At 53.8% G+C, this 12,437-nt stretch carries 13 protein-coding genes; 5 read left to right on the plus strand and 8 right to left on the minus strand.

Annotated elements, in window-relative coordinates:
- Together T424_RS0108435 and T424_RS22490 are read right to left on the minus strand one after the other, a co-directional pair.
- Positions 1–266: IS5 family transposase (locus T424_RS0108435; protein ID WP_037067118.1), on the minus strand; the 266-nt coding region annotated here is incomplete at its 3' end.
- Between the two features lie 786 nt (positions 267–1,052).
- Positions 1,053–1,313 carry a hypothetical protein gene (locus T424_RS22490; protein ID WP_154664854.1) on the minus strand — a complete coding sequence of 87 codons (261 nt, stop codon included), beginning with the start codon at positions 1,311–1,313 and terminating at the stop codon, positions 1,053–1,055.
- 201 nt (positions 1,314–1,514) lie between these two features.
- On the opposite strand from T424_RS22490, the gene T424_RS22495 reads away from it, so the two are divergent.
- From T424_RS22495 to T424_RS20520, 3 genes are read left to right on the plus strand one after another with little or no spacing between them, the layout of a single operon-like run.
- Positions 1,515–1,814 carry a hypothetical protein gene (locus T424_RS22495; protein ID WP_154664855.1) on the plus strand — a complete coding sequence of 100 codons (300 nt, stop codon included), beginning with the start codon at positions 1,515–1,517 and terminating at the stop codon, positions 1,812–1,814.
- A complete protein-coding gene (locus T424_RS0108445) occupies positions 1,760–2,371 on the plus strand; it encodes a YitT family protein (RefSeq protein WP_027487343.1) in 612 nt (203 codons plus the stop codon). Before T424_RS22495 ends, T424_RS0108445 begins: the two co-directional genes overlap by 55 nt.
- A gap of 7 nt (positions 2,372–2,378) precedes the next feature.
- The gene (locus tag T424_RS20520) at positions 2,379–3,122 is read left to right on the plus strand and encodes a GntR family transcriptional regulator (RefSeq protein WP_245269492.1); all 744 of its coding nucleotides are present in this window, start codon (positions 2,379–2,381) and stop codon (positions 3,120–3,122) included.
- 378 nt (positions 3,123–3,500) lie between these two features.
- Here T424_RS20520 and T424_RS0108455 read toward each other — a convergent pair whose 3' ends face one another.
- From T424_RS0108455 to T424_RS20530, 4 genes are all read right to left on the minus strand, one after another.
- On the minus strand, positions 3,501–3,926 hold the full coding sequence (locus tag T424_RS0108455; protein ID WP_027487344.1) for a response regulator: 426 nt from the start codon (positions 3,924–3,926) through the stop codon (positions 3,501–3,503).
- On the minus strand, positions 3,923–5,053 hold the full coding sequence (locus T424_RS0108460) for a PAS domain-containing protein (RefSeq protein ID WP_027487345.1): 1,131 nt from the start codon (positions 5,051–5,053) through the stop codon (positions 3,923–3,925). Before T424_RS0108460 ends, T424_RS0108455 begins: the two co-directional genes overlap by 4 nt.
- 171 nt (positions 5,054–5,224) lie before the next feature.
- A complete protein-coding gene (locus T424_RS20525; protein ID WP_037067083.1) occupies positions 5,225–8,107 on the minus strand; it encodes a hybrid sensor histidine kinase/response regulator in 2,883 nt (960 codons plus the stop codon).
- 520 nt (positions 8,108–8,627) lie between these two features.
- Entirely contained in the window at positions 8,628–9,320 is a 693-nt protein-coding gene (locus T424_RS20530) for a BON domain-containing protein (RefSeq protein ID WP_051558869.1), read from the minus strand.
- A 350-nt stretch (positions 9,321–9,670) separates the two neighbouring features.
- Between T424_RS20530 and T424_RS20535 the strand changes: the two genes are divergently transcribed.
- Together T424_RS20535 and T424_RS0108480 are read left to right on the plus strand one after the other, a co-directional pair.
- The gene (locus T424_RS20535) at positions 9,671–10,228 is read left to right on the plus strand and encodes a DUF4142 domain-containing protein (RefSeq protein WP_051558870.1); all 558 of its coding nucleotides are present in this window, start codon (positions 9,671–9,673) and stop codon (positions 10,226–10,228) included.
- Positions 10,229–10,518: 290 nt separating this feature from the next.
- Positions 10,519–11,019, plus strand: a complete 501-nt coding sequence (locus T424_RS0108480) for a YciE/YciF ferroxidase family protein (RefSeq protein ID WP_027487346.1) — start codon at positions 10,519–10,521, stop codon at positions 11,017–11,019.
- A 170-nt stretch (positions 11,020–11,189) separates the two neighbouring features.
- On the opposite strand, the gene T424_RS20540 is transcribed toward T424_RS0108480, so the two are convergent.
- Together T424_RS20540 and T424_RS0108490 are read right to left on the minus strand one after the other, a co-directional pair.
- The gene (locus tag T424_RS20540; protein WP_037067128.1) at positions 11,190–11,393 is read right to left on the minus strand and encodes a hypothetical protein; all 204 of its coding nucleotides are present in this window, start codon (positions 11,391–11,393) and stop codon (positions 11,190–11,192) included.
- Positions 11,394–11,473: 80 nt separating this feature from the next.
- Positions 11,474–12,436, minus strand: coding sequence for a bile acid:sodium symporter family protein (locus tag T424_RS0108490; protein ID WP_027487347.1), 963 nt, complete (start codon positions 12,434–12,436; stop codon positions 11,474–11,476).
- Between the last annotated feature and the right edge of the window lies 1 nt (position 12,437).

Genomic DNA, 12,437 nt, shown 5'->3' on the forward strand with positions numbered 1-12,437 from the left:
GGATCATTGGACATCGCAGCGAACATACGCCACCAGACGCCCTTTTTGCTCCAGCGGCTGAAGCGCCGGAAGACGCTATTCCACTCGCCGAAGACCTCTGGCAAGTCACGCCAAGGCGAGCCCGTGCGCACGATCCAAAGCACGGCTTCCACGAACATCCGGTTGTCGCGGCCCGACGACCCCCGTGTCCGTTCGTCACCAATGATGTGCGTCGATATCCGCGCCCACTGCTCGTCCCGAAGGATCAACCGGTCCAATACGCCCATGACTGCCTCCAAAAGACAGTCTTGAATCTGATTTGCTCAGCCTTGGGAATCCCAAGAGTCCACAAGACCTAGGAGATAACCCATTGATCTCGTGATACCCGAACCGCATAATGAAAGCGAAACTCCACTTACGGTTCACCACATGAAGTAACCAACATGGTGGTTTTCCGCCCTTGAAATAAGCGAGGGCAAATATCTGCGAGAGGGCCAAATTTACAATTTGCTTTCGAAGTAATGACGAGACTACCCCTTAAATACGGAATTAGGTTATACAAAACTTAAAATAGCGTCAATGACCCCATCCTGCGTTAGAACATTGGGCCGAAAATTAGGACCGGTTTTCGGAAAAGTCTGCTCGAAAATAAGAAAGCAGAGCGTCGTATTGATTCTGGTTCACAGTACACGACACAACCTATCATGCTTCGTTTTGAGCACTTGTTCTTCCATGCATTGATAGCGTTTGAGGTGATAAGTCGATCCAGGCGGTGAAGGTATAAAGCCCAGGCGGAACCATGATTTCTGAGGTCCTCCCAGGGTTTTTCGTTTGATAGTTTTCATGCCCATTTTTGTGCCGCACACCGGCAAGACCAGGTCATCGCAGGGGGAGAGAATGTTTCCGAACAGTTGGGTGGCTCCACCATTCCCAGTATTCGACCATTCCCAGTGCAATGTCCAAAAATATGGATTGGCCAAAAGTGGACAACGATTTTGCGTTTACCACATTCATCCGGATGAAAGGAATGAAGCAGGCCACCTGGAACTGGCACCCCCCCTATTCAACCTACTTCAGCAGATCGAGGCATCACTCCGGTCTATAAGACTTTCTCCATCGAAAAATTCCTGATGCTCGTCGGCTGCAATTACCTCTTCCTCATCTGCAACGCCAACCAGGACCTCTTCAGCTTGGTCCAGCAATGCACCGAGCGCTTGCCTAGCCTGAACGTAAGCTTGAATAGTGTCAGCGTCGGCGGGATTGGCTTGCGCATGATAATACTGCGCAACGGAGAGCCCTTTCTCTCGGCGACCATTTTCCAGGGTAGATCGCATCTCACGAACCTGCCTGCGAAGCTCGAAGTAGCGTAGCATAAGTGATGTGAGTTCGCGTTGCCGCTCTATCGTAGTCAATAGCCAATCCCCAGTCGTAAAGGGCATGAGCGCAGACACGATTCGCAACGAAAAGTACAGAACGCTAAACGTTCAGACCATGCTCGACATATGCTTTGGCGCGAATATTAAGCAGGCGCACACATGGTGACGCTACGCAATACCTTAAGCGTCGAGGCCTTTATGGCAGAAAAACGTAAAGAAGACCTGAAGCAGGAAATCTTATTTTACAGAGCGACGCCCCGTCCTGAAGGCCAGGATAGGCACTCGTTGACAGGTGTCAACAGCAACAGGTTGACACCTGTCAACAGCCTATTGCCAAGCCCCCTCACAACTGGCACATCCATCGCGAGACTATCTGTAATTAAACAATCTGCTCCGGAGAAAGCATGGAAACTGACCGCAGCCACCGCCATCGTTTACACGAAGATGCAATTGCGCTGATATTGGGTACGCTCTTTGTCTCGCTAGGAACCCAAATCTATTCACAGACAACGCTACTGGTCGGCAGCACCGCAGGTCTTGCTCTCCTGATGAGCTACGTCACCCACGCGTCCTTCGGTATCATCTTTTTCGTTCTCAACCTCCCCTTCTACTATCTTGCTTGGAAGCGCATGGGTAAAGGATTCACGATCCGCACCTTTTTGGCGGCCACACTCGTTGCCTTGATGACCCAGCACCAGCCCCAATGGGTCAACTTCGCAGATCTGAATCCTGTCTATGCGACCCTTGTTGGTGGTGGGCTGATTGGGAATGGCCTGTTGATGCTATTTCGCCACAGAACCGGCCTTGGCGGTGTAAACATCCTTGCCATGTATCTTCAGGATCGCTTCAACTTGCGAGCCGGTTACATCATGCTCGGGATTGATGCCGCCATCATGATTGCCGCATATTTCGTGATCCCCATCGATCGCCTGGGCCTGTCCCTGATTGGCGCAGCCATCACAAACCTCATCATCGCAATAAATCACAAGCCCGGGCGATACGTGGCATGGAGTTGATGAGTTGATGCGCTTCAAAAAAGGTGACGTGCTTCTTTGCGTCAGCGGAACATGGAGCCACTTCGAAGACCACGCCATCAGCGGCGCACAACAGGGCAGGAATGGGAACGGTGCCATGCGAAGCGGAAAAACCGGACAGGAAATCGCTGATGCACTGGCTGGAATGATTATCACCGGAAAAATGCCTCCGGGCGAGCGTCTGGATGAGCTTTCGCTTGCTTCGCAATTTTCCGTTTCCAGAACACCCGTGCGCGAAGCGCTACGCCACCTCAAGGCCATGCGTCTTGTTGAGCATCAACCCAACCGAACCGCAGTAGTTGCCTCAATCGCTACAGCCTATCTTAACGCGATGATCGAAAGCCTGGCCGAGATGGAAGCCATTTGCGCCCGGTTCTCCGCAGAACGTATGACTGCCGAAGAACGGCATATACTCGAGCGCTTGCATCGCCAGTCCGCCCTGCTCGTTCATAACGGAAGCGATCAGGAATATGCCCTCGCAAATGCCGAATTTCATGCGCGGCTTTATCGTGGCGCCCATAACGACCACATCTCCGAAATCGCCATGCAAACGCGCCGCCGCCTTATCCCCTTCCGCAATCAACAGATCCGGCACAAAAGTCGCCTGGCACATTCCTATCGAGATCATGGAGTTATCCTTCACGCCATCCTGCGTGGTGACGGCGCCGCCGCAGGACAGGCTGCCCATGACCACATCACCTCAAATGGAGACGGCGGCGACGCAACCACATGAACAGGTGAGGGCATCCGCCCGAAACTCGGATGAGCCTCGACAGCTGGTGCGCATGTACTCGCCTAAAAAATCAGAAAATGGTTCAAGGAACATCTGAAGGACTGGTTGACAGGCTCCTTCTTCACGGAAATGCAAAAGTTGCAAATACGATTTTTCTTTATTTTTCAATATGTTGAATGAATGCTGGCGGACATTCTCATCCCAAGGGTCATTGAAAATGACTCTTGGGATTCCCTTCTCGAATATTTCAAGCCTCTGACGCAGTTGAGATATTCGAAATCCCTGCAAGGCGAGGATGCGTTAGCATCTTCGAGCTTTGGGACCACGCGGATCAAGTCTGACATATTCAGAATGCTCGTTCAGCTCCCCCCGACAGGCTCAGCCCGCCATACGGCCCTCGTCCTCTCCTGCAAGAATGAGGCTCGGAGGTGCGTCCCACCGCTGCACCTCGCCACGCATCAAAGCTTCAACGAAACGAACCGCATTTTCTAGGCCGTTCATCGTATAAGGCTTTTCGATTGCGCCGACCGCACCGGCAAAATCGACTGGCAAGCGCCGAACATTCCCGGTGACAAATACAAAGGGAATGCCACGCGCCGAGAGATAACGACCAACCTCCAGCCCAGTTACGCCATCCAGCAAATGAACGTCGACAAAGGCGAAATCAGGACGTTGCGCGTCGATTTTCATGCGTGCCTCGTGGCTGGTCATGGCCTGACCTACCACCTGATGCCCAACAGATTCCAGCTCGCTCTCCAGTTCCAACGCAAGCAGAGCTTCGTCTTCAACAATCAGGATGTTCATCGAATCGGTCCTTCGATAATTGCCTCAACCGGAAGAATGACACGTGAAAGCTGTGCGCCACTTTCCTGCTCCCGAGAAATCTGGGCGCGAAGTTGCCGGGCACAGGTGTCGATAATCAGCTGGCTAAAGCTCGCCTCTTCACTGATTTTCCCGCTCCCATCGATCTGGTCAGCAATCTCGATCAGAAAATGCCCATTCTGGCGCCTCACTGTGACTCGCATCTTACCGCCAAAGTCACGCAAGCCACGACGCGATGCGTCACCAACCAGTTCATTCACAATCAACGCCAGCGGTGATGCCTTGATCGCAGGAACAAGGACTGGCGACAAATCCAGCTCAAGCCTTACATCATCGCGTTTAAGCGCGTTGACCATGTCCACGACGCGCTCCCTAGTAAACTCGGCAATATCGAAACGGGTCACATCATCCGTCGTGAACAGCATCCGCTGAACCGTACTCAGCGCTTCCACCCGATCCAGAACAGAGCGAAGAGTATCCCGCGCCACGGGATCGGAAGAATTGCGTGCCTGAAGTTTCAACAGCGAGGCTATGGTCAGCAGATTGTTCTTCACCCGGTGATCCACCTCGTGAACCAGCACGGTTTTCGCCTGAAGGGCCTGGCGCAAATCTTGCGTCCTGTCGGCAACCTCCTTTTCCGCAGCCAGCCTTGCCTGCGCGAGGGCAAATTCATTGTTCTTGACAGAAGTAAAGTCCAGCTGCGATGCGAAGAAATAAATGGTATCGTCGGCTTCGTCCTTCACCGGACTAATGAACAATGCATTCCAGAAAGTGGAGCCATCGCGGCGATAATTAAGGATATTTTCCGAGACGTTGACCCGGGCCTCCACACCCGTTCTTATTCGGTTAACGGTGCCCCTATCCGTCTGCGGCCCTTGCAGAAGGCGGCAATTTTGCCCAAGCAGCTCGTCATGATGATAGCCGGTCAGATCACAGAAGGCGTGATTGGCAAAAATGATCGGGTTATCGGCCTGCCGCGGATCGGTGATGATCATCGGCATTCGTGTTGCCTTGAAAGCAGCCGCAAAGGGATCTTCGCTTGCATGGCCCGCAAGAAGCCGGGCCTGGGCCTGCTGTGCAGAAATTTTTGAACTCTCGTCTGCCGACATACTTTTACTGTCACTTTCCAGCAGCCGGGAGGAGCCGAAGCAATAATCCACCCGCGATTCAGTCATGCGTTGTAACGTCGTGGTTCAGGCGCAAATGTCCACCTTCACGCAATGAAAATGCCTCCGAAACTGTTTCGTTCCATGCAGCGCGCAAAATTTTGCCGGCGCCTTTCATTGCCGGGCCAGACACAGCTTGCGAATGAGTTGTTCAAGCACCCCGTGCGAATAGGGCTTTATCAGGATCTCGGCCCCCTCCACATTTCCGGCAAGAACAGAGCGGCTGTCACCCGTGGCGAAAATGACCGGCAAGCCCTTCTCACGCGCCCGCAGCCTGTCCGCCAACTCCACACCCGAACCATCGGGCAGATGCAAATCGGTCACAAGCACATCAGCGCCATGCTCATTGAACAGCAGGAGACTTTCGGCAAGCGAATCTGCCTCAAGCACGGATAAACCGGCTTCGGTGAGAATCTCTGCCGTACTCAGCCGAATCAAAAGATCATCCTCGCATAGAAGAACGCGGATCTTTTCCGCCTGAGCAGAGGGAACGGGCAGGGCAGGGACCGAAGACTGAGGCCGAGCGGCCTTTTCGTCATCGAGAATCTGACGGATCTTCCGTGCAAGCTGGTCGCGGCTATAGGGCTTGCTCAGGAAATGAATCCCTGCATCCAGCTTTCCATCGTGAACGATCGAGTTTTCGGTGTAGCCCGAAGTAAACAGCACACCAAGCCCCGGTATCCTGTCCTTGGCACGGCGTGCAAGCTCGGTACTTTTCATAGGACCGGGCATCACGACGTCGGTGAAAAGCAGATCAAGGGCAATGCCACTTTCCAGAACGATCAGGCCGGAGGCGGCATCCTTGGCCTTTAGCACCGAATAGCCAAGATCGGTGAGCAGCGCCACGGCGGTTTCCCGCACGGCATCATCATCCTCCACCACCAATATGCTTTCATGACCGCCGACCACGGACAGAGGAACCACCTGAACCACATCTTCCGGCTCGAGCGAACGAGGAAGGTAAAGTTTCACTGTCGTGCCGCAGCCCAACTCGCTGTAAATGCGGATATGACCACCGGATTGCTTGACGAAGCCATAAACCATGGAAAGGCCAAGGCCTGTTCCCTTTCCTTCCGGCTTTGTCGTAAAGAAGGGATCGAAAACTTTTGCGATGATATCGGGCGGAATGCCTGGCCCGGTATCCGTTACGGCCAGCATGACATATTGTCCCGGCTTCACATCGGGCGAATTGCGCACGTAATCGTCGTCAAGATAGGCGTTACCGGCCTCGATGGTGAGCTTGCCGAAGCCTTCCATCGCATCGCGTGCATTGATGGCAAGGTTTAGGACGGCGGTTTCAACATTGGTGGGATCGACCAGGGTGTTCCACAAACCGCCGCCCACCACGACCTCAATTTCGATAGCCTCCCCGAGACTGCGGCGCACCATGTGATCCATGTCGCGCACCAATCGCCCAAGATTAAGCACCTTAGGAGCCAGCGGCTGGCGGCGGCTGAAGGCCAGAAGCTGGGAGGCAAGCCGCGCACCGCGCATCGCCGCCGTCAAGGCATTTTCAAGCTGTTGGTTTGCCTTGGCATTCCCCGCCACATGGCGGCCTAGAAGTTGAAGATTGCCGGTAACGACTTGAAGGAGATTGTTGAAATCATGCGCAATGCCACCTGCCAGATTGCCAATGGCCTCCATTTTCTGGCTTTGTCGCAACACCTCCTGCGTCCGTTCAAGCTCCTGCGTACGCTCTTCAATGCGGTTTTCCAACATTTGGGCCAGATATTCGAGCTGGGTCTCCGTCTGCTTCTGATGTTCAATATCGGTATTTGTCCCCACCCAGCGGATGAGGGTGCCGTTCTCTGCGAAAAAGGGAATGGCCCGTGTCAAGTGCCAATGATAGACCCCGTCATGGCGGCGAAACCGCAGTTCCGTTTCGATCAGTGAACGCTCGGCCTGCCCCTTTTGCCAGGCAGACCACAGGCGTTCCCTGTCGTCGGGATGCACCGAACGGCCGGGCAATTGTCCAATCAATTCTTCTGAAGACAGCCCGGAATATTTATAAAAACGATCATTGCACCATTCCATATGACCATCCGGCAACATGGACCAGGCATGGTTCGGCACGGATTGAGCCAGCGAACGGAATCGTTCTTCATTTTCTCTCGCCGCCTCCTGGGCAAGCCGCTGCTCCGTCACGTCATGCCCCTGCACGAAGATGCCGAAAATGTCGCCATCGTCCGTTCGCATGGGTTGGAAGACGAAATCCAGAAAGAATTCACGAACGGTGCTGTCGTCGCCACCCTCTAGCAAAACGCGCAGGGAACGGGCATGAAATGGCTGTCCCGTCGCATAAACGCGATCCAGCACCTCTATGAAGCCCTGCCGGGAAATTTCCGGCAAAGCCTCCGCAACCCGCATTCCAATGAGCTTATCCCGCCTTACAAGTGCGCGGTAGGCCGCATTGGCAAGATCGAAGACATGATCTGGGCCGCGAAGCACGGCCGTAAAGCTTGGCGCCTGCTCCAGAAGAGAGCGGAAATAGCCGCGCTCCCGATCCAACAAAAGGTTAAGGCCGCTAACTTCATGGGCGCGCCGCAGCACATCCACTTCGACGCCAATATTCTGCTGCGCCCTCTGCCGCAGCAGATGCATTTCCGTGACATCCACCGTGTGTTGCAGGATGAGCTCCACCTCACCCCGATCGTTCAGAAAGGGTGTATGGGTCGCACTCCAGTAACGGTCCTCAATCTGGCCATCCGGGCGAGCAATGGGATAGGGAATAAGCGGAAGATGATCGATCTGGCCGGCTTCAAGCACACGCTGCAAGGATGTGCGAAGCATCCGTTCCGAAACAGAGCCCGCCTCGCTGGGAAAAGCCTCGAAGATGTTGCGGCCGCTCAGTTCATCCCGCTTTCGCTGCGTCACCGAAAGATAGGCCTCATTCATCCCGATAATGACCATTTGCCGGTCCAGAATCACATATGGATTCGGAGCCTGATCAAAAAGCGTCTCGAGATGAGCCTGCGTCAGTTGAATATTTCGGAACATGAGTGGGGGGAAACCTGTCGCCTGGAAGTTTCTTGGAATGCACTGAATCTTGGTGGCCGCAAGCCCTGTGGCCCGCAAGGCTACTTTCCCCTGCAAAGGAGAGGAATAGAAAAAGCATGGAACGACCGAGGGTGAACGGCCCTCGATATCGGGCGCCGGCCATCTTCAGAGGCATTCTTCCGCTAAGGCATTTCACAACAAAGCGAAAGCTGCATCTGTCTAAAATGCAGAAAAACTGCTGTTGAACGCCGCGCGTAGCCTTCACGATATCCAGACCTATCCCGCAACATCGAAGGATAAGGAAGCCATGAAAGACATAAAATCCATGAAACCTTGCGATACAGCACATTTTTCGCCGCCAGCCTGCTTTACTTCCAAACGGCAGGGAAGGGGAGGCCACATGCAAACACAGTTTTCCCCGGAGGATCGCTCCCCCAGGGAAAAGGATTCGTGAGTCATTCTTCGGAACCGGCTATGTACCACGGCTTCCACCTTGCGCCACGTTTCATGGCCTCCGCCCTTAGAGAGATGAGGCGCCGAGACCTGAAACCGTGCGGGTGTCCGGGCGCTTTACACGGATATTGTTCTGGACATTGACCACACCAGATATGGAATCGGCGATATCCTCCGCCCGCCGCTTCTCATATCGGTTTGCGACCTCGCCGCTTAGCGTCACATCGCCTTCGACGACCTGAACCTCGATGTCGGAAGCATCGACTGCCGCATCCTCGCTCAATCGGTCATTGACGTCCTCTAGAATACGGGCATCGGTTCGCTTGTAACCACGTGGCCCCTTGCCACGATTCTGGTCCATCTCGCGGCGCCGCTCCGCCTGTTCATCGCCAAACCAGGATGCAATCTCGTCGCTGGCCCGATCCACAAAACCACGGTCAGCCGCCCATCCCGGCGCATAGGAACGGTTCTCGGAGCCGCGATAGCCTGATCGATCGTATCGATCCGCACGGGATCTATAGGGGCGTTCGCGTTCACCTCCGTCGCCATAACCGGCGTCCGTAAAGCCCGTTTCGCCAGCCGACCAGCCCTCCCGGCGACGTGATGGATGATCCCTGCCGTAAGGATCAGCCATCGTGTGTCGATACGGGCTGGAATAGCCGCTTTCGCCGGGGCCGTAACCATCATAGTCACGCTCATCGCGGTCGGGCTGCAAACGCAGACGATCATCCGGGTGCCGGTTTCGATCGTTATAAGCCATTGCAATCTCCTTTTATCTCGAATGGATTGGGCAGCAAAGAAGCGCTGCCCAACTTGCCATCTCCGCTAAAAACAGCCCGCATCCATATTTGTTCCTTCAAACTTTCTGCATGTGACGGGGAACACCTTCAAAGAAGGCCGGTTAGGGGCGTGAGAATCCTGTGTGCCGGCTTGATCAAGGCTGGCATATGTGAGCGTGGCGCCGGCTGAAATGCGAAGAAACAAAGAGTTTGAACATTCCGGCGATCGACCGCCGCAACAGACGAGTTTGACATGACCTCATGACGTGTCACCGTCCTTGAGGCGAAGCAAACGCGGCCCATGCCACACATCATGAAAAGGAGAGAAATCATGATCGTCCGCCCCCTTGTCGCCGCCGCAGGCCTGATATTTTCAACGGCATCTTTCGCCCAGCAAACAATGCCTGCTTCTCCCCCAGCCGCACAAATGCCCGCAGCCTCTTCCAAGGGAAGCCAGCAGGCTTTGGCGCCCACGCCCAAGGACTTTGCACTGCAGGCTGCCGCAGGCAATCTGTTCGAAATCCAAAGCGCCGCCCTTGCGGAAAAGCGCGCAGTCAGCGTGGAAATCAAAGCTTTCGCCCACCAGATTTCCAAAGACCACCAGCAGGCGCAACAAGATCTCAAACGCGCGGCCAAAGATGAAAACATTACCCTTCCCAAAACCCTGCCTGCTGAATTGCAGGACAAGCTAAAGGCCCTGGAAGCCTCCACCGATCAGTTTGATGCCGCCTTCCTTTCCGCCCAGGTCAGCGCGCATGAGCAGACACTGGCTCTACTTCAAGCCTATTCGGACAAGGGAGAAAAAGGCGCGCTGAAGACCTATGCCATAGCGCAGACCGGGACGATTCGAATGCATCTGGTGAAAGCCCAGAACCTGGCAACCAAATAAAGGATATGCGGAACAGAAATGCCATCAGCCTTTATCCAAATCTACTGGTTGACATGCCAATGAATTTGAACTCGGAACAAATTCCGTTATTAAAATTTTTTAATATTAATACCAATAATAAAAAGATTATAAAATAAGTAACATTTATATATTCTATTTTTATACGTGAGGCAATCGAATAATATTATTATTTATTATATATATGAATATATAACAAGATATTTATAATTTACATTGCGAACCATCCAATATAACTGAGTTTACTGTTGCAATCGAGAGGAGATAGCATCATGATTGACAAGACCCTTGAAGATTTGTTCCATGAAACCTTGAAGGATATTTATTACGCAGAAAGAAAGATCCTGAAATCCTTACCGAAAATGGCGCGCGGGGCACAGGATCAGAAGCTGAAGCAAGCCTTCGAAAAGCACCGCGATGAAACCGAGGGGCAGATCGAGCGTTTGCATCAGGTTTTTGAAATCATCGGCAAACGTCCGCGCGCCAAGACGTGTCCAGCCATTGATGGCATTGTGGAAGAGGGCGAAGAAATCCTTGAAGAATTCAAGGGCAACCCTGCGCTCGATGCCGGCTTGCTGGCAGCCGCTCAAGCTATCGAACATTACGAGATTAGCCGCTACGGTACATTGCGCACCTGGGCGCAACAATTGGGACTGAAGGACGCGGTCACTCTTCTGGAGCAGACACTTGCGGAAGAATCCAAGACCGATGCGGATCTAACCAAGCTTGCCGAAAGCGCCGTCAACACAGCCGCAAAGAAAAAAGCCGCCTGATAGCAGTCATCTCGACGCTGCGAGGAGCCATTGCCATGGCTCCTCGCATTTTTGCATCAAAATATGGCATTCATAAAAAAACCTCCTGCGAGCGGCAGGAGGTGTGCGCTTTCATGAATGACGGATAGATCCTCTCCCCAGAAGAGGACAGATCCAAGGCGTAAATGAACTCAGGAAACCATTTCGAGTTTCAGCATCCTTCCAAGCAGATCCTGCTTTCGCAGCACGACGCGGCAGAGCGACTGACGCCGTGCATGGCTGCGAGCTGCTTCAATGGCCATACGGTCATTCGGATAAACCGGTGACGGGCTGCCATCGAAGATGTAAATCCAGCCGGTGGGTTCCGGCAACACATCGCAAAAAAATTCGGGCATGATGGGGCTCCTTCCAATAGCGCCCCAACACCTCGGCCGCCTCGAAAGTTCCACACTCACGGCAAAAACAGGCCAGGATGTCACATTTCCTGCCGCCCAGGATAGCGCTGGGCAAGAACGGCGCAGGCCATAAGCTGAATTTGGTGGAACAGCATGATTGGCAGCAGAATGGCGCCCATAGCCTGTCCCGCGAAAATGGCGCTCGCCATCGGCACACCGGAGGCCAGGCTTTTCTTCGAACCGCAAAAGGTCAAGGCGATTTCGTCTTCACGGGAAAATCCCAGCCTACGGCCACCAAACATGGTGAGTCCAAGAACGATTGCCAGCAGAACGACGTTCAGCACAAGCACCAACCCCACATCGCTGAGCTTGAAACTTGTCCAGATGCCTTCAATTACGGCTTCGCTGAAGGCCGAATAGACCACCATGAGGATGGATCCCCGATCAATGGGAGACAAGATTTTCTTGCGCGCCCGCACCCAATTGCCGATCCATGGTTCCGCAAGTTGCCCCGCAACAAAGGGCAGCAGAAGTTGAAGGCAGATTTGCCAGATTGCGTCGAGCGAAACCGTGCCGTGTCCACTCGTTGAAAGAAGGAGCCCGCACAGAATAGGCGTTAGAAACATGCCAAAGATATTGGAGGCCGAAGCAGCACAAATGGCGGCAGCAACATTGCCGCCTGCCATGGAGGTGAAGGCAATTGAAGACTGCACCGTGGAAGGCAGGACGCAAATATACAAGATGCCAAAATAGAGGGGAGGAGGCAGAAGGTCATGGATTGCCAGTCCAAGAAGCAGACCCAGAAGCGGAAATATCACGAATGTCGTTGACAGGATTGCCAGATGCAGCCGCCAGTGAAGAAGCCCGGCAACGATCACCTGTCGTGAAAGCCGCGCGCCGTGCAGGAAAAACAGGGCAGCAATGGCAATGCGGGTCGCGATGCCAAAAATATCGGCAGCTTCGCCGGTAATCGGCAACACGGAGGCAAGGGCCACTGTTGCCACAAGCAGCAGGGTGAAGGTATCGGGAAGAAAACGTCTCATA

It is taken from the genome of Allorhizobium undicola ORS 992 = ATCC 700741, from assembly GCF_000621665.1.
Classification (GTDB): domain Bacteria; phylum Pseudomonadota; class Alphaproteobacteria; order Rhizobiales; family Rhizobiaceae; genus Allorhizobium; species Allorhizobium undicola.